The sequence below is a fragment of the Erythrobacter sp. GH1-10 genome (genome assembly GCF_045363165.1).
Taxonomy (GTDB): Bacteria; Pseudomonadota; Alphaproteobacteria; order Sphingomonadales; family Sphingomonadaceae; genus Erythrobacter.
Genome location: NZ_JBJFLP010000001.1, coordinates 93,352 through 118,288 on the forward strand (window position 1 = coordinate 93,352; position 24,937 = coordinate 118,288).

Annotated in this window: 17 protein-coding genes and 1 pseudogene; 10 read left to right on the forward strand and 8 right to left on the reverse strand. The window is 63.3% G+C overall.

Going from position 1 to position 24,937, the window contains the following annotated elements; translation table 11 throughout:
• Positions 1 to 20: 20 nt before the first annotated feature.
• From gyrB to ACI5KX_RS00515, 4 genes are all read left to right on the forward strand, one after another.
• The gene (gyrB, locus tag ACI5KX_RS00500; protein WP_406808722.1) at positions 21 to 2,549 is read left to right on the forward strand and encodes a DNA topoisomerase (ATP-hydrolyzing) subunit B; all 2,529 of its coding nucleotides are present in this window, start codon (positions 21 to 23) and stop codon (positions 2,547 to 2,549) included.
• Entirely contained in the window at positions 2,546 to 2,935 is a 390-nt protein-coding gene (locus tag ACI5KX_RS00505) for a hypothetical protein (protein WP_406808723.1), read from the forward strand. The genes gyrB and ACI5KX_RS00505 overlap by 4 nt, the downstream gene beginning before the upstream one ends.
• 67 nt (positions 2,936 to 3,002) lie before the next feature.
• Entirely contained in the window at positions 3,003 to 4,178 is a 1,176-nt protein-coding gene (locus tag ACI5KX_RS00510) for an AI-2E family transporter (RefSeq protein WP_406808724.1), read from the forward strand.
• 3 nt (positions 4,179 to 4,181) lie between these two features.
• Complete coding sequence (locus ACI5KX_RS00515; protein ID WP_406808725.1) at positions 4,182 to 4,964, forward strand: M50 family metallopeptidase; 783 nt, start codon at positions 4,182 to 4,184, stop codon at positions 4,962 to 4,964.
• Between the two features lie 3 nt (positions 4,965 to 4,967).
• Here ACI5KX_RS00515 and ACI5KX_RS00520 read toward each other — a convergent pair whose 3' ends face one another.
• From ACI5KX_RS00520 to ACI5KX_RS00545, 6 genes are all read right to left on the reverse strand, one after another.
• Entirely contained in the window at positions 4,968 to 5,606 is a 639-nt protein-coding gene (locus ACI5KX_RS00520; protein ID WP_406808726.1) for a hypothetical protein, read from the reverse strand.
• A gap of 91 nt (positions 5,607 to 5,697) precedes the next feature.
• Positions 5,698 to 6,495 carry a DUF1295 domain-containing protein gene (locus ACI5KX_RS00525; protein ID WP_406808727.1) on the reverse strand — a complete coding sequence of 266 codons (798 nt, stop codon included), beginning with the start codon at positions 6,493 to 6,495 and terminating at the stop codon, positions 5,698 to 5,700.
• Positions 6,488 to 7,129 (reverse strand): 1-acyl-sn-glycerol-3-phosphate acyltransferase, encoded by a 642-nt coding sequence (locus tag ACI5KX_RS00530; protein ID WP_406808728.1) that lies wholly within the window; start codon positions 7,127 to 7,129, stop codon positions 6,488 to 6,490. The genes ACI5KX_RS00525 and ACI5KX_RS00530 overlap by 8 nt, the downstream gene beginning before the upstream one ends.
• Positions 7,130 to 7,207: 78 nt before the next feature.
• The gene (locus tag ACI5KX_RS00535) at positions 7,208 to 8,815 is read right to left on the reverse strand and encodes a carboxyl transferase domain-containing protein (protein WP_406808729.1); all 1,608 of its coding nucleotides are present in this window, start codon (positions 8,813 to 8,815) and stop codon (positions 7,208 to 7,210) included.
• Entirely contained in the window at positions 8,812 to 9,663 is an 852-nt protein-coding gene (locus tag ACI5KX_RS00540) for a hypothetical protein (protein ID WP_406808730.1), read from the reverse strand. Before ACI5KX_RS00540 ends, ACI5KX_RS00535 begins: the two co-directional genes overlap by 4 nt.
• Before the next feature lie 23 nt (positions 9,664 to 9,686).
• A complete protein-coding gene (locus ACI5KX_RS00545) occupies positions 9,687 to 10,856 on the reverse strand; it encodes an isovaleryl-CoA dehydrogenase (RefSeq protein WP_406808731.1) in 1,170 nt (389 codons plus the stop codon).
• A 145-nt stretch (positions 10,857 to 11,001) separates the two neighbouring features.
• Between ACI5KX_RS00545 and ACI5KX_RS00550 the strand changes: the two genes are divergently transcribed.
• The 3 genes and pseudogenes from ACI5KX_RS00550 to ACI5KX_RS00560 all read left to right on the forward strand — a co-directional run.
• Positions 11,002 to 12,549 (forward strand): sensor histidine kinase, encoded by a 1,548-nt coding sequence (locus ACI5KX_RS00550; protein WP_406808732.1) that lies wholly within the window; start codon positions 11,002 to 11,004, stop codon positions 12,547 to 12,549.
• Positions 12,550 to 12,575: 26 nt separating this feature from the next.
• On the forward strand, positions 12,576 to 13,367 hold the full coding sequence (locus tag ACI5KX_RS00555) for an ATP-binding cassette domain-containing protein (RefSeq protein WP_406808733.1): 792 nt from the start codon (positions 12,576 to 12,578) through the stop codon (positions 13,365 to 13,367).
• Positions 13,367 to 14,902 (forward strand): annotated as a pseudogene (locus ACI5KX_RS00560) (glycine betaine ABC transporter substrate-binding protein); the annotation flags it as partial. The gene ACI5KX_RS00555 and the pseudogene ACI5KX_RS00560, both read left to right, overlap by 1 nt.
• Positions 14,903 to 14,911: 9 nt before the next feature.
• Here the strand turns inward: ACI5KX_RS00560 and ACI5KX_RS00565 are convergent.
• Together ACI5KX_RS00565 and lgt are read right to left on the reverse strand one after the other, a co-directional pair.
• Positions 14,912 to 16,987 carry a class I SAM-dependent methyltransferase gene (locus ACI5KX_RS00565; RefSeq protein ID WP_406808734.1) on the reverse strand — a complete coding sequence of 692 codons (2,076 nt, stop codon included), beginning with the start codon at positions 16,985 to 16,987 and terminating at the stop codon, positions 14,912 to 14,914.
• Positions 16,885 to 17,760, reverse strand: coding sequence for a prolipoprotein diacylglyceryl transferase (gene lgt / locus ACI5KX_RS00570; protein WP_406808735.1), 876 nt, complete (start codon positions 17,758 to 17,760; stop codon positions 16,885 to 16,887). The genes ACI5KX_RS00565 and lgt overlap by 103 nt, the downstream gene beginning before the upstream one ends.
• Positions 17,761 to 17,957: 197 nt before the next feature.
• Here lgt and ACI5KX_RS00575 point away from each other — a divergent pair, with 197 nt between their 5' ends.
• The 3 genes from ACI5KX_RS00575 to ACI5KX_RS00585 all read left to right on the forward strand — a co-directional run bounded on the left by ACI5KX_RS00575 (position 17,958) and on the right by ACI5KX_RS00585 (position 24,933).
• A complete protein-coding gene (locus ACI5KX_RS00575; RefSeq protein ID WP_406808736.1) occupies positions 17,958 to 19,679 on the forward strand; it encodes a class I adenylate-forming enzyme family protein in 1,722 nt (573 codons plus the stop codon).
• A 30-nt stretch (positions 19,680 to 19,709) separates the two neighbouring features.
• Entirely contained in the window at positions 19,710 to 22,484 is a 2,775-nt protein-coding gene (locus ACI5KX_RS00580; protein WP_406808737.1) for a [protein-PII] uridylyltransferase, read from the forward strand.
• Between the two features lie 103 nt (positions 22,485 to 22,587).
• Positions 22,588 to 24,933: a TonB-dependent receptor gene (locus tag ACI5KX_RS00585; protein WP_406808738.1), complete on the forward strand. Its 2,346-nt coding sequence runs from the start codon at positions 22,588 to 22,590 to the stop codon at positions 24,931 to 24,933.
• Positions 24,934 to 24,937: the final 4 nt, after the last annotated feature.

Here is a 24,937-nt window from a genome sequence, read left to right on the forward strand (position 1 = left end):
CCAGCGCCTATATAATGGGCATGGCAGAAAACACCGAGAATACCCCAGAAAAACAAGCCCAGATGGGCGAATACGGAGCGGACTCGATCAAGGTCCTCAAGGGCCTCGACGCGGTACGCAAGCGCCCCGGCATGTATATCGGCGACACCGATGACGGATCGGGCCTGCACCACATGGTGTTCGAGGTGTCGGACAACGCCATCGACGAGGCGCTGGCGGGGCATTGCGACCTCGTGCTGATCGAACTGAACCCCGATGGCTCGGTTTCGGTCGAGGACAACGGCCGCGGCATCCCGGTCGACATGCACAAGGAAGAAGGCGTCTCGGCTGCCGAGGTCATAATGACCCAGCTGCATGCGGGCGGTAAGTTCGAAAACACCTCGGACGACAACGCGTACAAGGTTTCGGGCGGCCTCCATGGCGTGGGCGTCTCGGTCGTCAACGCGCTCAGCGAATGGCTTGAGCTGACAATCTGGCGCGACGGCAAGGAGCACTGGATGCGCTTCGAGCACGGCAATGCCGTGAACAGTCTCGAAGTCAAAGGCGACGCGCCAGCGGTGGAATCGAACGGGGACAAGAACGGCCTCAAGAAAGGCACGCGCGTCACCTTCAAGGCATCCGAAGAGACGTTCAAGAACGTCATCGAGTTCGATTTCGACCGGCTCGAGCACCGTTACCGCGAGCTCGCCTTCCTCAACTCGGGCGTGCGCGTGCTGCTGCGCGACAAGCGCCACGAAGAGGTGCTCGAACATGATCTCTACTATGAGGGCGGCATTGCGGCCTTCGTCAAATACCTCGACCGCAACAAGGAAGCGCTGATCGAAGAGCCGATTTCGGTCTCGGCAGAGAAGGACGGCATCGGGATCGACGTCGCGCTGGAATGGAACGATTCCTATTACGAGAACGTCCTGTGCTTCACCAACAACATCCCGCAGCGCGATGGCGGCACGCACCTCGCCGCGTTCCGCGCGGCGCTGACGAGTACGCTCAACAACTATGCCGAGCGTTCGGGACTGCTGAAGAAGGAAAAGGTCTCGCTGTCTGGTGAGGATATGCGCGAGGGGCTGACCGCAATTGTCAGCGTCAAGCTGCCCGATCCCAAATTCGGCTCGCAAACCAAGGACAAGCTGGTCTCTTCCGAGGTCCGCCAGCCGCTCCAGTCGCTGATGGGCGAGAAGATGAACGACTGGCTCGAGGAAAACCCCGCCGACGCGAAGGCGATCATCCAGAAGATCGTCGATGCCGCCGCCGCGCGCGAGGCTGCCCGCCGGGCGCGCGAGATGAGCCGCAAAGGCGCGATGAGCGTCGCTTCGCTGCCGGGCAAGCTCGCCGACTGCCAAGAGCGCGACGCGACCAAGGCTGAGCTTTTCCTGGTCGAGGGCGACTCGGCAGGTGGCTCTGCGAAACAGGGGCGCGACCGCAAGACGCAGGCGATCCTGCCGCTGAAGGGCAAAATCCTCAATGTCGAGCGCGCGCGGTTCGACCGGATTATCTCGTCGAAGGAAGTCGGAACCCTGATCCAGGCGATGGGCACCGGAATCCGCGACGAATTCGACCTCGAGAAGCTGCGCTATCACAAGATCGTGATCATGACAGACGCCGACGTCGATGGCGCGCATATCCGCACGCTGCTGCTCACCTTCTTCCACCGCCAGATGCCCGAGATCGTCAAGGCAGGGCACCTGTTCATCGCCCAGCCGCCGCTGTTCAAAGTGGCGAAGGGCCGGAGCGAGGTTTACCTCAAGGATCAGGCCGCGCTCGATCGCTATCTCGTCGATGCGGGCCTTGCGGGCCGGGTACTCGAAACCACCACCGGCGCGCGTTCGGGCGAAGACCTGCACGCGCTGGTCGAGCACGCGCTGCGCATCCGCAACCTGATCGCCTTCGTGCCGCGCAAATACGATCCTTCGATCATCGAGCAGATGGCCCTGTCGGGTGCGCTCGATCCGTCGCTCGACGCCGCGACCCGCAAACAGGCGATGGAGCTAGCGGCCAATCGGCTCGAGCTGGCGGATGAAGACTCGAAATGGTCGGCAGAGATCGCCCCCAACGGTTCGGTGATGTTCGCGCGCGTGTGGCGCGGGGTGACCGATGCACACGAGATCGAGGCGAAATTCCTCGACAGCGCCGAAGCGCGCAAGCTGCACTCGCTCGCCGCTCAACATGCAGAGGTCTATGCACAGGCGGCCAAGCTGGTGAAAGCGAAGGACGCCGAAGCGGAAGAACCCGCCGTGCCAGACGATGAAGACGAAGTGATCGACGCCAGCGCCGACGATGCGATCTTCCGCCCGACCGAGCTGCTCGACAACGTACTCGCAGCCGGTCGCAAAGGCCTCTCGATCGCCCGCTACAAGGGTCTCGGCGAGATGAACGCCGAACAGCTGTGGGAGACGACGCTCGATCCCGAGGCGCGTATCCTGCTGCAAGTGAAGGTCGAAGACGCCGACGTGACCGACGAAATCTTCACCCGGCTGATGGGCGACGTGGTCGAGCCGCGCCGCGAATTCATTCAGGATAACGCTCTCAACGTCGCCAATCTCGACGTGTGATCCAGCTGCTCGCCCAGGGCTGCATCCTCATTGCAGCCGGATGGCTTGCCTGGGTTTCAATCGTCTGCCTGGTCGCACCGCAGGTGGCCCGCAATGCGCTCGCCCGCTTCGGCAGCACCGCCGCGATGCAGTTCGGCGAGCACATTCCGCGCGCCGTGGTCGGCATTGCGCTCATCGTGCGGGCGGCGGAAAGCAAAGCGCCAGCTGTGTTCGCTGTCGGTGGCTGGTTCCTCCTCGCCACCTCAATCGCCATCATGCTGGCCCCGCGCCGCTGGCACCATGCCTATGCCGAATGGTGGGCCGAGCGCATTCCCCTGTGGTTCTATCGCATCGCCGCTCCGCCGACGGTCGCGTTTGCGGGTATGCTCGCATATGCAACGCTTTGACGCGGAAATGCGGCGTGCTCGACCGAATGGCTTGATGTTTTTGAAATAAGGACCGACATCTGGCGCCATGAGCGGCGAAAACCATCACACGATCGAACTTCAGCAGATCAGCTTCCTGCTGATCATCGTCGTGGTCACTTTCCTGCTGGTCTGGATCGCTTGGCCGTTTGCGACGCCGCTGCTGTGGTCCGCGCTCGCCGCGATCATGTTTCAGCCGCTCTACAAGTGGTGCCTGAAGAAATGCCGGGGCAAGCGCAATCCGGCGGCGATCCTTACGCTCACCATCATTACCCTCGCGGTGATACTGCCCGCGCTGTGGATCGGCACGCTCGTGGTGCAGGAGGCGCTCGCGCTGATATCGGCGCTGCAGGAGGACCCGATCGATCTCGCCGCCTGGGCCAATTCGATCTACGAAATGCTGCCCAAGACAGCGCAGGAAATGATCGACCAGAGCGGCTGGGCGGACATGAGCGAGGCGCAGGATCGGCTCCAGGATTTGCTCGGCGAAAGCTCGGGCATGATTGCCAGCCAGGCGTTTTCGATCGGCAGCGGCGCGCTGAGCTTCATTCTCAGCTTCGGTCTCGGTCTTTACGTGCTCTATTTCCTGCTGCGCGATGGTTCGCGGATCGGCGAGACGATCCTCCATTCGGTTCCGCTCGAGCGCGAGATTGCCGACCGGTTGGCCGAGCGGTTCCTCGGCATCGTCCGCGCGGTGATCAAGGGATCGGGCGTTGTCGGGCTGGTACAAGGCACGCTCGGCGGAATCACCATGGCGATCGCCGGTGTCCCCTCGGCACTGCTGATGGGAGTGCTGATGGCGATCCTCGCGCTGATCCCGGCGATCGGGACGGCGCTGGTCTGGGGTCCGGTCGGCGTGTGGCTGCTGGTGACCGGACAGGTATGGCAGGGCGTTTTCGTGCTCGGATCGGGTTTCATCATCATCAGTTCGGCAGACAATGTGCTGCGCCCGATACTGGTCGGACGCGATACCGGCATTCCCGACTGGATTATCCTCGTCACCACGCTTGGCGGTCTGTCGATCGCGGGTTTCTCGGGCATCGTACTCGGGCCGCTTGCCGCCGGACTGTTCCTGGCGAGCTGGTCAATCCTGCAGGAGCAGCGCGCCGAGGACGAAGAGGCCGCTGCGAAATACCGCACCCGGGTGGGTGTCGATGGCAAGGCGCGACCGGAAAACGACGATCAGGAAGAGACCGCAACGGTCGCGCAGCAACAGGACGCCTAGGCCGTGTATTCGATCGCCGAACCGGGAAGCCAGGCCGAACAGGTCGGTCGCCTGCTGCTCGCCGGAGTGATCGTGATCTTTCTCCCCGCACTCCCGTTCGGCGGCTACCTGATCTATCCCTTTGTGATCCTCACCACGTGGTTCCACGAAATGGGGCATGGCCTCACGGCGATGCTGATGGGGCAGGACTTCCAGCGCCTGATGATCTTCGCCAACGGATCGGGCGTGGCCGAAAGCATGGTTTCGGAGGATGCATCGGTCTTCACGCTGGCCGCGATCGCCGCGGGCGGACCGCTCGCGCCGAGCATTGCCGGCGCCGGACTGATCATGGCGAGCGCGCACAAGCGGCTATGGCGTCCGGTGCTGTGGGGTGTCGCCGGCGCGATCTTGGCCTCGACCATCATCTACGTCCGCTCGCCCGTCGGCTATGCCGTGCTGCCGCTGGTCGGGGCGGCGCTCGCGCTGATCGCGTGGCGCGCCAACGAAGGCCTAACGCGCTTCACGCTGCAATTCCTCGGTGTGATCGCGGCGATGAGCATGCTCTCCGATTGGCGTTATCTCTTCACCGAAGTGGCGGTGATCGACGGTTCGCGCATGCTGTCGGACACCGGCCAGATCGAGGCCGCGCTGCTGCTGCCGCACTGGGTCTGGGCGACGGCGCTGTTGCTGGTTTCCGCGGTCTCGATCGGCGGTAGCCTTAAGTACGCGCTCAACGAGAATCGTCTGCGCGGGCGTCCGGTGAAGCCGCCCGCCAACGTGTTGCAGTTCAAGCGCCCGAAACGCTGAGCCTCAGTTGGCAAGGCGCAGCGTGTTGACACCCGCCGCCTCGGGGCCCGCCTCACCCGACAGACCGATGAAAATCGTGTCGATGATCCGCGCGAGCTTTTGCTCGGTCAGCTTGTCGCCGAGATAGATCAGCGAATCCGGGATCGTGTAGTTCGACACCATCTGGTTGATCAGCGACAGCGCCTCGTCGATCTCGAGCCCGCCGAAATACCCTTCCGCCTGCGCTTCGGCGATAATCTCGCACTGGTAATGGTCGGCGAGATCCACGAAGCTGCGCACCCGCTCGAAATTGGCCGCGCCCATTTCGCAGATGTGGGTGAAGAATTCGGGATCGTCGCGAAACCGGTCGCGCGAGATCACGAACCGGCGGCGGAAAAATTCGTACATCTTGCGCGTCGGGGGCAGGTCCGTCGCGACGACGTCTTCCATCGCCTCGATATTGGGCTTCAGCCAGAGCTGCGCGATGGCATCGAACAGGTCGTCGTAATCCTCGAAGATCTGCTCGAACCGCGCACGCGCCAGGCCGCTTTCGCTGACAGCGATCGAATAGGGAATCTCGGCGCCGCGCTGCTTGACGAGATCGAGCACCAGTTGCGCGATGCGCTCGCGCTCGCTTTCCCTGAGTTCCGGTGTAAGTGGCATGCTGCGGTGACCTCCTGAACGAAGGGCTACATAGGCGCGGGTGCCCGCCGCTTAAAGGCGGGGCGGCAAAATACCAATTGAGTGTTGCAGCTTAGTCCTCGGGCGGCATCGGGAAGAAAGCCGAAGTGCGCCGCTTGTAATCGGCGTATTTGTCGCCCTTCGACTTATCCATGCCTTTCTCCAGCAGCGTCACGCCCGACCATTTGGTGAGCGTGAAGCTCAGGAAAATCGGCCCAATCACGGTGTAGAGCGCGTATTCCCACCCGGCAGCGGCGCAGCACAGCCAGATGCCCCACCAGGCGCAGAAGTCGCCGAAGTAATTGGGGTGACGGGTGTAGCGCCACAGGCCAGTGTCGAGCACCTTGCCCTCGTTCGCCGGATCGGCCTTGAACCGCGCGAGTTGCCAGTCGCCGACCCATTCGAAGAATATCCCGATAAGATAGATCGCAAGACCGACCCAGGCGAGTGGCACGAGAGGCGCGGGCTCGGGGCTCGCAAGAATGCCGACCTGCGCCGGGCTCGACACGATGAACAGCAGCACCGCCTGCATCAGCCACACCTTGACCAGCGCGGCGATGGCGAAATTTCCCTTTTCGCGATCCTTCTTGAGGATCATTTTATAGCGCTTGTCTTCGCCCTCGCGGCGCCAGCGGCGAAACAGGTGGATGCCGAGGCGAAAGCCCCATGCCGCCGTCATCAGCATTATCAGCGTCGCGAGCGCGCCGGGTCCGCCATATACATGCAGCCAGCTCGCAATCGCGAGAATGCCCATGCCTGCGCCCCAGAAGGCGTCGATAAACGACACGTCGCCGATCTTCACGCTGATCGCCCACAGGACCAGCACGATGGCAATCAGGATCGCGGCGTTGATCGCCAGCAGTTCAAACATCGTTCTTGCCCGCGATGATATCGCGCGCCTGCTGTTCGAGCACCTTGAAGCGCTCGTAATCGGGCAGCTTGGAACGGAACCATTGTGCGAGTTTCAGCAGGTCTTCGCCATAGTCCCCGCTCGGCGTGAGCGGCTCCCCGAAACCGATGATCATCTTCTCGTTATCGGCATAGGCGGGGACGATCGGGACGCCCGCTTTCTGCGCGATATTGTAAAAGCCCGATTTCCACTTGCCGTCGGTGCTTCGCGTGCCCTCGACCGCAACCACCAGCGCGAGTTCGTCACGCTTGGCGAAGACCTCGGCGACCTGCTCGACCGCGTTGGCGCGCTTGGTCCTGTCGATCGGGATGCCGCCCATGTCGAACATGAAATTGCGCATCCAGCCGGTGAACAGCGTGTGCTTGCCCATGAAATTGGGCTGGACCTGCTCCTTGTGCGTCGCGCCTGCGAAGAACACGAAATCCCAGTTCGAAGTGTGCGGCGCGCCCGCGATCACATATTTCTTGAGATGCTTGGGCAAGTGCCCTTCGATGGTCCAGCCCTTCCAGGCGTAGATCCAGATGATGATCCGCCGGACGATGCGCGAAAGCAGCGTGGGCTTGCGCCGATCGTGGCGGGTTGGTTCGTTTGGCAAATGCTGATCCCTCTCCGTGTGAGTCTCTGCCCGCAAACATGGGAGTTACGCAAGGGAAAGGGCGAGGGTTTCAGAGGATCACATCCTGAACACGCCAAACGCGGGCCGCTCGGCAATCGGCGCTTCCAGCGTCGCAGCGAAGGCCAGCCCCAGCACGTCGCGGGTCTGCGCAGGGTCTATCACCCCGTCATCCCAAAGCCTTGCGGTGGCGTAGTAGGGGTTGCCTTCGTCTTCGTACTTCTGGCGGATCGGGGCTTTGAAGGCCTCGGCCTCTTCCTCGGTCCAGCTGTCGGCGTCGCGGTGGACGGTAGCGAGCACCGATGCCGCCTGTTCGCCGCCCATCACGCTGATCCGCGCATTGGGCCAAGTGAACAGGAAGCGCGGCGAATAGGCGCGGCCCGCCATGCCGTAATTGCCCGCGCCGAAGCTGCCGCCGATTACCACGGTGATCTTGGGCACGGTGGCGGTGGCGACGGCGGTGACGAGCTTCGCGCCATGCTTGGCGATGCCTTCCGCCTCGTATTTCCCGCCGACCATGAAGCCGGAAATATTCTGCAGGAACAGCAGCGGGATGCGGCGCTGGCAGGCGAGCTCGATAAAGTGCGCGCCCTTTTGCGCGCTTTCGGAAAACAGCACGCCGTTATTGGCGAGGATCGCGACCGGCATCCCCCAGATGTGGGCGAAACCGCAGACGAGCGTCGAGCCATAGTGCTGCTTGAATTCGTGGAACTCGCTGCCATCGACCAGCCGCGCGATGACTTCGTGCACGTCATAAGGTGCGCGCACGTCCTCGGGGACGATGGCGTAGAGGTCGTCGGCGTCGAACTTGGGCGGGCGCGGGTCCTTGAGCGCGATATCCTTCGCCGCCGCCGCGTTTGCGCCGAGCTGCGAGACGATATCGCGCACGATGGTGAGCGCGTGCTCGTCATTCTCCGCGAGGTGATCGACCACGCCCGATTTCTTGGCATGCAGATCGCCGCCGCCCAGGTCCTCGGCGCTGATTTCCTCGCCCGTCGCGGCCTTCACCAGAGGAGGACCGGCAAGGAAAATCGTGCCCTGGTTGCGCACGATCACGGTCTCGTCGGACATGGCGGGCACGTATGCCCCGCCCGCGGTGCAGCTGCCCATGACGCAGGCGATCTGCGGAATGCCCAGCGCGCTCATGTTCGCCTGATTAAAGAAGATGCGGCCAAAATGATCGCGGTCGGGAAAGACCTCGGCCTGGTGCGGCAGGTTCGCCCCGCCGCTATCGACGAGATAGATGCACGGCAGCCGGTTCTCCTGCGCGATTTCCTGCGCGCGCAGGTGCTTCTTGACCGTCATCGGGTAATAGGTGCCGCCTTTCACGGTCGCGTCGTTGCACACGATCATCACCTGACGGCCCGACACTCGCCCGATCCCGCAAATGAGCGAGGCGCCATTGATGTCGCCTTCGTACATGCCGTTAGCAGCAAGCTGACCGACTTCGAGGAAGGGCGAACCCGGATCGAGCAACCGTTCGACCCGCTCGCGGGGTAGCAGCTTGCCGCGCGAAACATGCCGTTCGCGCGACCGCTCCGGCCCGCCAAGTGCAGCCTCGGCGACGGTCGCACGAAGATCGTCCGCAAGCGCCTTGTTGTGATCGAACCGCGCTTTCGCATCCGGCGCTTCGCGGTCGAGCATCGAGGTAAGAACGGGTGCGGTCATTCTGATCCCTGTAGTCTATCGGCTTCGCTGCGCAACTCGTCGGGCACGTCGGTGCCCTCGAGCCAACGCCCCTTCATCCATTGGCGCGCGGCAGTCTTTATGTTCTCGGCGTAGTCCTCGGTGTCCAGCCCAACCAGCGGCAAGTCGAATTCTCGCGCGGTGTCGGCGATTGTCGCATCTGTGATCTGCTCTCGATCGCGCACGATATGCCGCGCGATCTCCAGCTCCTGGCCCCAGAAATAGACGCCTTGTGCGCCAATATTGCCCTGCATCCGGCGCGTTTCCTCCGCCCGACCATCGCTCACCATGTCGAGCCAGATATCGGGCATCAGCAGGTCCACCGGGCTGTCGGGCTTCCAATCGAAGGCATCGGTGCGAACCACCTCGATCTTGTCACCGAGCCCATCGGGCAAGCGATCGAACAATCCGATCTCGCGGTTCATCTCGATGACATCCTCGTCTCGTTCCAGAACCGTGATCCGCTCCACTTCGGGATGAAAACTGGCCATGGCCGCAGCCCAGCCTAAACCCAGTCCACAGATGACCGTATGCCCTCCGGCATTGTCGATCCCGATCCACTGGCTTTCGACTTCCATCGGGCAGATCGACATCCAGACATCAGAGCCACGCGTCAGGATCGGCATGCCGTAAACCCGATGCAGTCCGGACCAGTAACCCATCGCCACACCGAAGGGCAGCGCGGTCAATGCCCAGTCGCCCTTTTCGATCGGTCGATAGTAGAACGCGAGCGGATCGCCCTCCCAATCGGGCAAGGCTTCGATGTCAATCGTCGAAAGGTCGGGCACGCCGCTGCGCGGATCGGGTATGCCGCCGATTTGTCCGACCATCGCCGCTCTCCCCGCCCCGCGTACTAGCCAGCAGCCCCGATCAGCTCGCGCCCGATCAGCATGCGGCGGATCTCGTTAGTGCCCGCGCCGATGTCGAGCAGCTTGGCATCGCGCATGTAGCGCTCCACCGGCCAATCGAGCGTGTATCCCGCGCCGCCGAGCGCCTGCACGCTTTCGGCGGCGACGCGGAACGCGTTCTCGGACGACAGCAGGATGACGCCGGCGGCATCGAAGCGCGTCGTGTGGCCCGCATCGCAGGCTTTCGCCACCGCATAGGTGTAGGCGCGTGCCGATTGCAGCGCGACATACATGTCGGCGACCTTGGCCTGCATCAGCTGGAAGCTGCCGATGGGTTTGCCGAATTGCTTGCGTTCGCGCAGGTACGGGATGACAGTGTCGAGACACGCCTGCATGATCCCGAGCTGCAAACCCGCGAGTACCACGCGCTCGTAATCGAGCCCGCTCATCAGCACGCCGACCCCGCCATTGACCGGCCCCATCACGCGGTCTTCGGGAATGTGGCAATCGTCGAACACCAGCTCCGCCGTAGGCGAGCCGCGCATCCCGACCTTCTCGATCTTCTGGCCGATCGAGAAGCCCTCATCCTCCTTCTCGATCAGGAACGCCGTGATCCCGCGCGACCCGGCGCTGCCGTCGGACTTGGCATAGACGACCAGCGTGTCGGCGTAAGGCGCGTTGGTGATCCAGAACTTGGTGCCGTTGAGGACGTAGCCGCCCTGCACCGCTTCGGCCTTCAATTTCATCGAAACCACGTCCGACCCGGCGCTGGCCTCCGACATGGCGAGGCTGCCGACATGCTCGCCCGATATCAGGCCGGGCAGGTACTTCGCCTTCTGCTCGTCATTGCCCCAGCGGCGGATCTGGTTGAGGCACAGGTTCGAATGCGCGCCATAGGACAGGCCGAGCGAAGCCGAGGCGCGGCTGACTTCCTCGACCGCGATCACATGCTCGAGATAGCCGAGGCCGAGGCCGCCATGCTCCTCTTCGACGGTGATGCCATGAAGGCCGAGCTCGCCCATCTGCGCCCACAATTCGTCGCGCGGGAAATAGTCCTCGCGGTCGATCTTCTCCGCCAGCGGCGCGATCTGCTCGTCGGCGAAGCGCGAGACGCTATCGCGGATCATTTCGGCGGCTTCGCCAAGCTGGAAATCAAATTCGGGAGTGGCTCGCATCGGTCAGGTATCCATGGTCTTTCGGTGCGCGCGCAATTGGGATCTTCGCGCGCGAATTGAATGTGCTGCTGCGGGCCTTAGCAACGCGCCTCGCAAACGCCAACGGCAAGCGTGGCGCGCATTTGACCACACCGGACTTTCTTGTATGGCCAGCGCGGAATGCTCCCCCAAGGAGGGCGACCTGAACCTGACCGAGTCTTCACCCTGGCCGATCGGCTCCGCCCCTGCGCGCGAATTCTGCGCGGAGGACGAGCGACTAATCGTGCTTGCCAGCTACGGGCTCGATGCGCTGGAGGGCGACGAGGAGCTTTCGCAGATCGCCGGCTTTGCGGCAAAGCTGTGCGACTCACCGATCGCGCTGGTGAGCATCGTCGAGGAGACGCGCCAGCGTTTCCTCGTGCATAGGGGGCTCAATGCGTCCGAGACGCCGCGCGAATGGAGCTTTTGTGCGCACGCCATGATCGGAGGCAAGGCGACGATCATCCGTGACGCGCGCGAGAACCCGCTGTTCGCCGACAATCCGCTCGTCACCGGGGCTCCCTTCATCCGGTTCTACGCCGGCATTCCGCTGATCAGCAATGAAGGGGCGCCGCTGGGCACGCTCTGTGTAATCGATACAGAGCCGCATCCCGAAGGACTGAACGAGCTTCAGCTCGATGGGCTTGAAGTGCTTGCCCTCGCCGCCCGCCGCCGTCTCGAATCGCATCGTCAGGAGAACCGCGCGTTCGAAGAGATTGCGCTCGGGTCGCAGCGGGTGCAGTTCGTGCTCGACAGCGTTCCGGACATCGCGTGGTCGGCGGCGCCCGGCGGGAAGTTCGATTACTTCAACGCGCGATGGGAAAGGGTAACGGGCCTCCCACCTCCCAAGGACGTCGAGGATTGGCGGCAGGTGGTCCACCCGGATGACTACGAAGCCTCTCGCGAAAAGTTCACCTCGGCCGTAAAGAAAGCCGAACTGTTCGAGGACGAATGGCGCCTGCGACAGAAGGACGGCAGCTATCGCTGGGTCCTGTCGCGCGCCGTCCCTTCGACGCACGATCCCGAGACCGCACGCTGGTACGGCACGCTGACCGATATCGACGACGCCTATCGCATCTCGCAGGAGCGCGAACTGCTCGCAGGCGAGCTTGCGCACCGGATCAAGAACATATTCTCGGTCATCATCGGTCTGATCTCGCTGCATGCGCGCGGCGACGAAACCACGAAGACCTTCGGCGACATGCTCGCAGAAAACATCCGCGCGCTCGCCCGGGCGCAGGAGTTCGCGCTGCAACTGGACAAGCCCAGCGAGGATCGACTGGACCGGCTCTTCGCCGTGCTGATGGCACCCTATGGCGTGCCGGGCCGGAGTGCGGTGACGATCACCGGCGACGACGTGCCCGTGGGCCGCCGCGCGATCACACCGCTGGCGCTCGCCTTCCACGAGCTCGCGACCAATTCCGCCAAATACGGCGCCTTGAGCGTTGCGGAAGGGGCCGTCGAGATCGACATTGCCAAGGCAACCGACACCGTCACGGTTCGATGGCAGGAGACCGGGGGGCCCGCAATCGTGGCGCCCGATGATACGGGTTTCGGCTCGCGCCTGCTGACGATGGCGATCAAGCGCCAGCTGGGCGGGACGATCGACCTCGAATGGCACAGCGAGGGGCTGCGCGCAGTCATCGCCATCCCGCCGGAACGGTTGGCGCGATAGAGCCGCGCGCGCTATCGCCTGACACCATGCCTCCGACCGATCCAGCGCCGAGCGTCCTGTGTTTCGAAAATGTCGAGAAGCGGTATGGCGCGGACGGCGAGACGATCGCGGTCGGCGGGGTCGATTGCGCTATCGCCAAGGGCAGCTTCGTCGCGCTGGTCGGTGCCTCGGGATCGGGCAAGTCGACGCTGCTCAAGATGGTCAACACGCTGGTCGAGCCAAGCGGCGGACGGGTGATGTTCGTCGACGAGGATGTGACCACGCTCCGTCCCGCGAAGCTGCGGCGGCGGGTCGGCTACGTGTTTCAGGGGATCGGCCTATTCCCCCATTTCACCGTCTCCGAGAACATTGCCATCGGCCCGCGACTTGCAGGCGAGAAGCTGAGTCGTGAGCGCATCGCCGAATTGCTCACGCTGGTCGAACTCGAACCCGAGATGGCAAGCCGCATGCCCGACGAGCTTTCGGGCGGTCAACGCCAGCGGGTAGGGGTCGCGCGGGCGCTTGCGGGCGATCCGGAACTGCTGCTGATGGACGAACCGTTCGGCGCGCTCGATCCGATCACCCGCGACGCGCTGGGGAACAAGGTCCGTGAACTTCACGAGCGCCTCGGCCTCACCACGGTGATGGTGACGCACGATATGGCCGAAGCGCTGTTGCTCGCCGACCGGGTGCTGGTGATGGATCGCGGGGAGATCGTCGCCGACGAGACGCCCGCGGCTCTGCTGGCCGGAAACGGCGGTGACGTCGCGCAGGGGCTCGTGGCGGTTCCGCGCGAGCAGGCGGAAAAGCTCGCTGCGATGGAAGGAAGGCTCGCCTGATGGAAGGCTTGCCCGAAATCCTGCTCGGCCTCGGCGACAAGCTCGCGGCGCATGTCGTCCTTTCCGCCAGCGCCATCGGTCTCGGCATCCTTGTCGCGCTGCCGCTCGCGGTTTGGGCCAGCCGCTCGCAGACGGTGAACCGGATCGCGCTGGGGTTCGCGAGCCTCGTCCAGACCATTCCCGCACTGGCGCTGCTCGCGCTGTTCTTCCCGATCCTGCTGTCCCTGCGCGCGGTGTTCGGCGAGGACCTGCCGACGCTGGGCTTTCTCCCGGCCCTGCTCGCACTGGCGCTCTATGCCTTGCTGCCGATCCTGCGGAATGCCGTCACCGCGCAGGCCAATCTCGATCCCGGGGTGCTCGAAGCAGCCGACGGGGTCGGGATGACGGGCTGGCAGAAATTGCGGCTGGTCGAAGCGCCGCTCTCGGCGCCTTTTATCATGGCGGGCATCCGCACCGCGAGCGTGTGGACCATCGGCGCGGCGACGCTCGCCACGACCATCGGCCAGCCGAGCCTCGGCGATCCGATCTTCGCCGGATTGCAGACCCAGAACTGGGCGCTGGTGCTCGCTGGCTGTATCGCAAGCGCGGGGCTGGCGCTCGTCACCGACCTGCTGCTCGGCCTGATCGAGCGCGGACTGGCGGCGCGCGAACGCTGGCAATGGGGCGCTGGAATACTTGCGGTCGCAGCGGGCGTGCTCGCGGCGCTTGCCTACCAGTCGGGCGGCGACGACGAGGACACCATCGTGATCGCCGCCAAGCAGTTTTCCGAGCAGTATATCCTTTCTCGCTTGATCGGCTCGCAGCTCGAAGATGCAGGCTATTCGGTCGAATATCGCGACGGGCTCGGCTCGGCGGTGGTTCACAACGCGGTGGCCAATTCCTCGGTCGACATCTCGGTCGATTACACTGGTACGATCTGGACCAACAACCTGAAGCGCACCGACAATCCCGGGCGCGAAGCCATGTATGAAACGATCAAGCAGTGGGAGGCCGAAGAGAACGGCGTGCGCGTGCTCGGTCGGCTCGGCTTCGAAAACGCCTATGCCTTCGCCATGCGCCAGGACCGCGCCAGCGAACTGGGCATCGTCTCGCTCCACGACCTTGTGCCCGTGGCGCCTCAACTGACCGTGGGCGGCGATCCCGAATTCTTCGAGCGGCCCGAATGGATCGCGGTGCGCGATGCCTATGGATTGCGGTTCGACCAGACCCGCAATTTCTCGCCGACCTTCATGTACAACGCGTTACGATCCGGCGAGGCCGACGTGATCAGCGCCTACACCTCGGACGGGCGGATCGCGGCGGACCGGCTGGTGGTGCTGGAGGATCCGCTTGAAGCGCTCCCGAGCTACGATGCGATGCTGATGATGTCGCCGCGCATCGCCAACGACCCTGCGATCGCTGAAGCGCTCGAACCCCTGATCGGTGCGATTAGCGTCGAGGAGATGCGCGAGGCCAATTTCGCGGTGGACCGCGAGGGCGAAGGCAAACTCAGCCCGTCCGACGCCGCCGCACAGCTGGCGGAGACCATCGGGCTGTAGTGCCCGTCAATCGAACCCTTCACCCATGGGCCAGCGCCGGCCGCAAATTCCCAGAACCTTGAACAGCGCGCCCATTTGGTCGTCGTTGACCAGCCGGTCTCTCTGGCGCTGGATTTCCTTGCCCTTTGCCGGGTTCATGCGTTGCAACGCCTCCATTCGCGTGTCGATATGGAGCTGGCGCAGCCATTCGCCCTGCATCTGCAGCCCCATGACATCGGCGCCGTTCTTTTTCGCCACTTCCACCAGCATTTCGAAATCGACATGCGCGGTGATGTCGGCTTCGCCGGGATGCGAGAGCGGATCGACTTTCTTATGCTCCTTGAGCGCCTGGAGAGTCGACCCCCCGCGCAGTTCAAACGAACCGTAATCGATGATCAGCGCAGCCCCGCCCTGGTCGGCAAGCCGTTGCGCGATCTCGGCCATAAGGGTCGCCGCCGCCGTGCTCGTCTCGATCATCGAGCCCTGCGCGGCGCTCTGCCAGCTGGTCGGGACGATATCGTCCATCGGTTCCTGCCCGGCCACGAAAGCGAACTTGTCCCCTTCGAGCCCGATCATGCGTTCGTGCCAGCCGGTCGCCGATCTCAGAAGCTGGTGGACCGGCAGAGCATCGAAGAATTCGTTGGCAACGATCAACAGCGGGCGATCGGTCGGCAGGGTCGACAGATCGTGGTGGAACTGCACCGTCGGGAAGTCCTGCCGCTGGATCTTGCGCAATTCGATCGAGGTCTCGACGAAGTGCAGCTTCGGGTTGAACCCGTACTTGCCGGCAGACTTGAGAATATCCTTCGAAAGCGTCCCGCGCCCCGGACCGAGTTCGACAAGGTGGATGTTGTCCGACGAGCCCATCTTGACCCATAGATCGGCGAACCACAGCCCCACGAGCTCTCCGAACATCTGGCTGATTTCCGGCGCGGTGATGAAATCGCCCTCTTCGCCCAACGGATCGCGCGTGGCGTAATAGCGCGCGTTGCTCTCACCCATGAACTGGGCGAGGCTGATCGGGCCGTGCTCGCGAATGATCCGGCGGAAACTCTCGTTGAGATCGAGCTTGGCGAGCGCCTCGGCCTCTTCGGCAGCGGCTTTTTCCTTCGCCTTGCGCTCCTCTTCTGCCTTGGCTTCGGCCTCCTCCTTGGCCTTGCGCTCGGCTTCGATCTTGGCCTCGGCCTCTTTGCGCGCCTTCTCTTCGGCTTCGAGCCGGGCCTTTTCTTCGGCTTCCGCCTTGGCCTTCTTTTCCGCTTCGGCCTTCGCCTTGGCGGCGGCGGCTTCCTTCGCCTTTTTCTCCGCTTCGGCCTTGGCTTCCGCTTCCTTGCGGGCCTTCTCTTCGGCCTCGCGTTTCGCTTTTTCCTCGGCTTCCTTCTTGGCCTTGGCTTCGGCTTCCTTGCGGGCTTTTTCCTCGGCCTCGCGCTTGGCCTTCAATTCCGCTTCTTTGCGCGCTTTCTTTTCGGCTTCTTCCTTTGCCTTGCGTTCGGCTTCGGCCTTGGCCTTGGCTTTTGCCTCCGCCGCTTTCCGCGCTTTTTCTTCGGCGTCGCGCTTGGCCTTTGCCTCGGCCTCCTTGCGAGCTTTCTCTTCAGCCGCCTTCTTGGCCTTTCTTTCGGCTTCCTCTTTAGCCTTGCGCTCGGCTTCGGCCTTGGCCTTGGCTTCGGCCTCTTTCCGCGCCTTTTCCTTCGCTTCGACTTCCGCTTTTGCCTTTGCTTCCGCTTCGCGCCGAGCCTTCTCTTCCGCTTCCGCCTTGGCCTTGGCCTTGGCCTCGGCTTCGTCGCGCGCCTTGCGCTCAGCCTCCGCCTTTTCTTCGGCTTCGCGCTTGGCAGCGGCCTCAGCTTCGGCTTTGGCTGCGGCCTTGGCTTCGTCCACCTTTCGGCCTTCGTCGCCGGCTGGATCGGCTGCCGTTTCGGGAACAGCAGCAGCCAGCGGCGGAACCTCGGTCTCGGTTCCGTCGGGATCGATCAGCCGCAGTCCGCGCGGCCGCCATTCGTTGTCGTTTACGCTGCCGCGGCCTGGCCGCTGCCCGTCCCCACCGGTTTCCGCGTCGCCGCGTAGAGCGTTACAATCAACCCAGTCAGGATTAGCGGAATTGTCAGCCATTGCCCCATCGATAGTCCGGTTCGAGCCGCGAAGTCCGCCAGTTGTGGATCGGGTTCGCGGAAAAATTCGTTAACGAAGCGCGCGATTCCTATGCCCAGGGTGAAAACGCCCACCAACAGGCCAGGGCGATAGCGCGCCTTGGTCTTCCAGAACAAGAGCAACAGGACGATCAGCAACAGCAGGCCCTCGAGCCCCGCCTGATAGAGCTGGCTGGGGTGGCGCGCGATCTCGCCCGCGCGCGGATCGGGGAAGATCATCGCCCATGGCACGTCGCTCGCGCGGCCCCACAGCTCGCCATTGTTGAAGTTCGCGAGCCGCCCGAGCATCATCCCCATCGGCACATTTACCGCGATGTAATCGCACACCCGCAGGAAAGACAGATTGCCGCGCCGCGAAACCCACGCGATCGCGAGCAGCACTCCGACCAGCCCGCCGTGGAAGCTCATCCCGCCTTCCCACAGCTTGAGCACATCGATCGGATTGCTCCACATGTCGGGATTGTAGAAGATCGAATAGCCGAGCCGCCCACCGAGGATCACGCCCAGCGTGCAGTAGAAGAACAGGTCGTCGGCATGGCGCTGCGCCATCGGCGCGCCGGGTGCCTTCAGCATCTTCGACAGGTGCCAATAGGCGAAGATGATTCCGATCAGGTAGGCGAGCGAATAGAAGCGCAGCTGGAAACCGCCGATCTCGAAGAGATAGGGCCGCATGCCGAGATCGGACCAGTAGACCGGATCGGCAGCCGCTCCGCTTGCGGCAAGTAGTGACAGCACCAATGGAACCTCTTAATAACCGTGCCAAAGCCGCGTCTGCGACTAAGCTCGGGGCGGCTTGTGGCACAGCGACGCGTTCGGGGGAAGGGCTTTGGAAGAGCCTGCAAAGCGCGCCCTTGCTACCGCCCGAACAATCGGGCAGCGCTATCGTACGCTGCTCGAATACAAGACGAGAGACCTGAAGGAGAGACATTCGCATGCCCACCCAGCTGGACAATGCGCTCGAAGCGATCATCACCGAACTGACCAAGGAGGGGCAACCCTTTGCGACAGTGCCGTTCGAACGCAACGGGGTGGAAATGCCTGCTTTCGTTGGCGCTCCGCCGACTTTGGCGCACTATTTCGCGCATTTCTGCAACGAGCATAAGGACATCCCCTTCCTCGTCGATGGCGAGACGCGGCTGACCTTCGGGGAAAGCTATGCCGCGGCGGTGTGTGTCGCCGAAGGGCTGGTGAAGCATCACGGGATCGAAAAGGGCGACCGCGTCGGGATCGCCGCCCGCAATTCCGCCAACTGGATGATCGCCTATATGGGCATCATCATGGCAGGCGGCTGCGCTACCTTGCTCAACGGTTTCTGGTCGGGCGAGGAACTGGCCTACGGCGTGCGGCTTGCGGACTGCAAGATCGTGCTCGCCGATACGGGCCGGGCGAAGCGGCTCGAGGGCATGGATCATTCGTCCAAGATCGTTCTGTTCGATCACGGCGGCGCGCCTTCGGAAGGTCTTTCGAGCGTCTGGGCCGCACCCGCCGAAGGTGCGCAGTCGGTCGCCATGTCCATGCTGGGCGAGCTTGGTCCGGACGATATCGCGACCATCCTCTACACCTCCGGCTCGACCGGCAATTCTAAGGGCGCGTGGTCCGATCATCGCGGCGTGGTCAGCGGGGTGATGAGCTATGTCGCGCAGAGCGCGATGGCGAAACTGCTGCTCGAAAGCCGGGGCGAGGACGTAAGCGCGCAGCCATGCGCTCTGATCGCGGTGCCGCTCTTCCATGTCACCGGCGAAGTGCCGCTGTTCCTGCAAAGCTACGCCATCGCGCGCAAGCTGGTGCTGATGCCCAAATGGGACGCAGAGGAAGCGCTGCGGCTGATGGAAGCGGAAAAGGTCACATACTTCGTCGGCGTTCCGCTGATGAGCTATGAAATCGCAACCCATCCGAACCGCGAGAAATACGATCTTTCGGCGTGCAAGAGCTTCGCCGCAGGCGGCGCGCCGCGTCCGGTTGAACACGTCAACAAGATCAAGGAGGCCTTCCCGGGCGGTTTCCCGCTGCTCGGCTACGGCCTTACCGAAACCAACGCGGTGGGTTGCGGCAACTTCAACGAGAACTATCTGGCGAAACCCGGCTCGACCGGTCGCGCCTCGAAGCCGATCGTGGATCTGCGGATCCTCGACGATGACGGCAACGAATTGCCGCAGGGCAAGATCGGCGAAGTCTGCATCCGTTCGGTCGCAAATTTCCGCGGCTACTGGGACAATGACGAGGCGACCAAGGCCGCATTCACCGACACCGAATTCTTCCGCACCGGCGATCTCGGATATCTCGACGAGGACGATTATCTCTACATCGTCGACCGCAAGAAGGACATCATCATCCGCGGCGGGGAGAACATCACCTGTATCGAGGTCGAGGACGCGATCTACGCGCATGACGACATCGCCGAATGCTCGGTCTTCGGCCTGCCCGACGAACGGATGGGCGAGGTGCCGGCGGCCGTCATCCGCACCAAGTCGGGTCGCGACCCGATCACCCCGGCACAGATGCGCGCGTACCTGCTCGATCACATCGCACCGTTCAAGGTCCCGCTGGAGGAGCACATCTTCCCGGTCGACGACGCGCTCCCGCGGCTCGGCACGCAGAAGATCGACAAGAAGACGCTGCGCGCGGAGTATACCGAAAAACTGGCGGCGGCTTGACCGCCCGCGATGGAATAGCTCGGCGACGCGATGACTGACTGGACCCTGCCCAGCCGCCGCGTCCCGCGCCAGCGTGACATTATCAACCGGCGCGAGCTGACCTCGCAGGTCGCCGCGCTGGTCGATGAGCACGGCAGCAAGGCACGGCAGCCGATCATCGCGGCGCTGCGCGCGGCGCTCGATTCCGGACGTACCGAGCTGGCCGAGCGCTTGCTGGAGCGGCCGTCTGCCGGGCACGATTGCACCGCAGGCTATGCCTTCCTGATCGACCAGATCGTGCGAGTAATCCACGATTACGTGACCAGCCACGTCTACCCGGTCCCCAATCGCACCGCCGCCGAACGGCTCGCCATCCTCGGCGTCGGTGGATACGGCCGGGCCGAAATGTGCCCGCATTCGGACGTCGACATCGCCTTCATCACCCCGATGAAACGCGCGCCGTGGTGCGAGCAGGTGATCGAGGCGATGCTTTACATGCTGTGGGATCTCGGCCTCAAAGTCGGGCATTCGAGCCGCACCGTCGCGGATACGATGCGGATGGCGAAGGAAGACCTCACAATCCGCACCGCGCTGCTCGAAGGGCGGCTCGTCTGGGGCGACCAGCCAATGTACGAGGAGCTCCGCCAGCGGTTCTGGCAGGACGTGGTCAAGGGCAGCGAGCGGCAATTTCTCGCTCAGAAGCTCGAAGAACGCGACGCTCGGCACAAACGCATGGGTGACAGCCGCTATGTCGTCGAACCCAATGTGAAGGACGGCAAAGGGGGTCTACGCGACCTCCAGACGCTGTACTGGATCGGCAAATACACCCACCGCGTCGACAGCGCCGCGCAGCTGGTCGATGTCGGCCTGCTCACCCAGTCGGAATATCGCAGCTTCCGCCGCGCCGAAGGTTGGCTGCTCGCGGTGCGCTGCCACATGCATGTCATCACCGACCGTGCCGAAGACCGGCTGACCTTTGACCTTCAGCGGCAGGTCGCCGAGCGCATGAATTTCGCCGACCGTCCCGGCAAGAGCGCGGTCGAACGCTTCATGCAATTCTATTTCCTTCAGGCCAAGCGGGTCGGCAGCCTCACCGGCGTGTTTCTCGCGCACCTCGAAGAGGAATCGGCGAAGACCAAGGTGCGCAGCGGCTTTTTCGCCGGCTGGAGCCAGAAGAAGCGCGATCTCAAGGGTTATGTCGTCGAGGGCGGGCGCATCCGCGCGCCGGGCGACGACTGGTTCAAAAGCGATCCGGTGCGCCTGATCGAACTGTTCCAGCTGGCCGAGTCCGAGGGCCTCGAAGTGCATCCCGAGACGATGCGGCAGGCCAATCGCGATTCGAAGCTCATTACGCGGGAGGTGCGCGAGGACCCGCGCGCCAACGCCTTGTTCCTCGACCTGCTGGGCGGACGCAAAGACCCCGAAACCGCGCTGCGCTGGATGAACGAGGCGGGCGTCTTCGGTCGCTTCGTGCCCGATTTCGGTCGGGTCAATGCGCAGATGCAGTTCGACATGTACCACCACTACACGGTCGACGAGCACACGATCCGCGCGATCGGGCTGCTGAGCGAGATCGAGCGCGGGCTGCTCGAAAAGGACCATCCGCGCGCCACCCGAGAGATCCACAAGGTTGCCTCGCGCCGCGCGCTGTTCGTCGCCGTGCTGCTCCACGATATCGCCAAGGGTCGCGGCGGCGACCACTCGGTGCTTGGCGCCGAAGTCGCGCACGAGCTGTGCCCGCGCTTCGGGCTCGACGAGAAGGAAACCGAGCTTGTCGCTTGGCTGGTTTTGCAGCACCTGCTGATGAGCTCGACCGCTCAAAAGCGCGACCTGACCGACCCCAAGACGATCGAGGACTTCGTGGCGCAGGTGCAAAGCCTCGAACGGCTGCGCAATCTCGCGATCCTCACGGCTGTCGATATCCGCGCGGTCGGACCGGGCACCTGGAACAGCTGGAAGGCCCAGCTGATCGGCGAGCTTTACGATGCCGCGCAAGAGCGGTTGCGACTTGGCCATATGCGCCACGGCCGGGCCGAACGCGTGGCTGCGAAGAAGGAGGCCGCAGCCGAAGTGCTGGGCGAAAAGGCCTATCTCGTCGAACAGGTCGGCGCGCTGATGAGCGATGCCTACTGGATTGCCGAACCGCAGGACATCATCGCCAAGAACCTGATCCAGTACGAGGAAGCGCGGCGGATCGAAGACCACCTTTCGATCCATTGCGAAGTCGACGAGGAGCGCGGGGCAACGCTCGTCAGCGTGATCGCACCCGACCATCCCGGCCTGTTCTATCGCATGGCAGGCGGCATCCACCTCGCGGGCGCGAACATCATCGACGCGCGCATCCACACCGCAATGAACGGCTACGCGGTCGATAACTTCCTGGTGCAGGACCTCCACGCCAAGCCGTTTCGCGAAGCGGCGCAGATCGACCGCCTGAAGAAGGGCATTCGCGATGCCCTGCTGGGGCAGGGTGAAATGGTGCCGAAGCTCGCCGCCCGCCCGCTCGCGCATTCGCGGGCCAAGACCTTCACCGTCGCCCCGGCGGTCAATTTCGACAACTCGGCCTCGAACCATTTCACGGTGATCGAAGTCACTGCGCGCGATCGCCCGGCGCTGCTCAACCGCCTCGCCCACGCGCTCTACAAGGCCAACCTGATCGTCCAGTCGGCGCATATCACCGCCTATGGCGAAGCCGCCGCCGACACGTTTTATGTGACCGATCTGACTGGCAGCAAGATCAAGGCACCCGAACGGCTCGCCGAGATCGAAGCTGCGCTGCTGGAGGCCGCGAGCGACCGCAAGCAGGAACAGCTCGAGCGCGCATGATGTCGTTCTGAATCAACCGCTCGCAGAATATCAGCGAGGAATAGGTTGCATTTTGCGGACCTATTGTTATTGGCCGTTGCCCTTACGTCAGGGAGAGTTTTCAATGAATTTTCGTACCCCCACGCGGCGCACCCCCAAGTTTGCCAAACTTGCGCTGCTTCTTTGCACCACCGCTGCCTTCCCCTTCGCAGCTCACGCCCAGGACACGGGCGATGAAGACGAAGACATGGCTGAGGAGGCTGCACCCGCGCAGCGCACCGGATCGCTGGGCAGCATCAACACCATCGTCGTGACCGGCACCAAGACGCAGAACCCCGAAGACGTGCAGGACGTGCCGCTGGCCGTGACCGCGTTCAATGCGGATTCGCTCGAAGCGCTGAAGGTGCGCGACGTTCAGGGCCTCACCTATTCCGCTCCGAACGTGTCGCTCGACCAGATCGGCACCAGTCGCGGCACCGCGAACTTCTCGATCCGCGGCCTCGGCATCAACTCGTCGATCCCCTCGATCGACCCGACGGTCGGCGTCTTCGTCGACGGCGTCTATCTCGGTTTCAACGGCGGCGTCGTGTTCGACCTTTTCGACCTAGAAAGCGTCGAAATCCTGCGCGGTCCGCAGGGCATCCTGTTCGGTCGCAACACCACGGGCGGCGCGGTGCTGATCAACACCGGCAACCCGACCGAGGACTTCCGCGGCAAGTTCCGCGCCGCGGTCGACGGTCCCATCGATAGCGGTCGCGGCGGTGCGAACTACACCGCAAGCGGCGTCATCTCGGGTCCGATCGTCGAAGACGTGCTGCTGTTCAAGATCGGCGCCTACTACAACAACGACGAAGGCTACTTCCGCAACCTGTTCGACGGTTCGAACCATGGTGCGGCGGAGACCAAGATCCTGCGCGGCGCTCTCGAAGCGCGGCTCGGCGATCTGACCGTAACCGGCAAGCTCGACTATTTCACCAGCGAAGGCGACGGCCCCTCCGGCCAGAACCGCGGCCTGTTCGAGCGTGACACGTTCGATATCTCGATCGACGAGCCGGGCAATTACGACAACGAAATCTGGACCGGCTCGCTAACCGCAGAGCTCGACATCGGCCCGGGTACGCTGACCAACATCTTCGGCTATCGCAAATATTCGGCGACGACGCTGGGCGATATCGACAGCCTGCCTTTCTTCGGGTTCCATTCGAGCACCGAAACCGAGCAGGAGCAGATCTCGAACGAAATCCGCTATGCGGTTTCGACCGACAGCTTCGACCTGACAGTCGGCGGGTTCTATTTCGACCAGTCGATCGACTACACCGAAATCCGAGACCTGCCTCCGCTTTCGCCGCTTACCTTCTATGGCGGCGGTTCGCAGGACCACCAGGTGCTCGGCGTGTTCGCTGCGGGCCAAATCTATCTGACCGACCGCTTCTCGGTCATCGCGGGGATCCGCTGGAGCCGCGAAGAAAAGGATGCAGGCGTTACCTATGTCCGTCCGCGTCCGATGTGCTCGGTGGTCGAAGGCACCTGCCCGACGAGCGGCACCAACCCGTTCATTCCCACCGAGAACAACGGCTTTACCGACGACAACTCGTGGGAAAACTGGTCGCCAAAGCTCGGCGTGCAGTATGAATTCGACAATGGCCAGATCTACGGCCACTGGACCCGCGGTTACCGTTCGGGCGGCTACAACTTCCGCATCACCAACGCGACCGTGTTCGAGAACGTCGTGGTCCCCGCGACCAACGGCAATTTCGGGTTCGACGAAGAGCGCGTCGACAACTACGAGATCGGCGGCAAATTCCAGACTGCGGACGGGACCTTCACCCTCAACACTGCGGTCTACCTGACCAAGATCGACAACATGCAGCGTGAAGTGAACCAGAGTTCGCCGACCGCAGGTGTTTCGCAGTTCATCCTGAACACCGCCGATGCGGAGATCTTCGGGATCGAAGCGGAAGGCCGTGTTCAGTTGTCGGATTCGCTGATTTTCACCGCGAACATCGGCATTATCGACGACAGTTACAACGAGGTCCGGTTCGACATTTCGGGCGACGGCGTGATCGACGATGCCGATCTTGATCTGCGCCTGCCGCGTGTGCCGGAGGTGACCTGGGGCGTGGGCTTCATCCACGAGCTGCTGCTCGATCGCGGTGCGATCCTCAGCCGGGTGAACTACCAGTATCGTGACGAGTTCGCCTACACCGACAACAACTTCGGCTGGATCCAGGACGCATCGATCCTCGATGCCAACATCACCTGGGAAACGCCGATGGATGGCCTCGCGATCTCGATCTACGGTCGCAACCTGCTCGATCAGGTGCAGGCCGGTGGCGATACCCAGCTGCCGTTCGGCGGTCCGCTTTCGAACGGCGTGAACCGCCCGTTCGATGCCTATCCGGCCGGCGGCACGCTCTCGCCGCTCGCGAAGGGCCGCAATATCGGTGCGGAACTGACCTTCGAATTCTGATCGA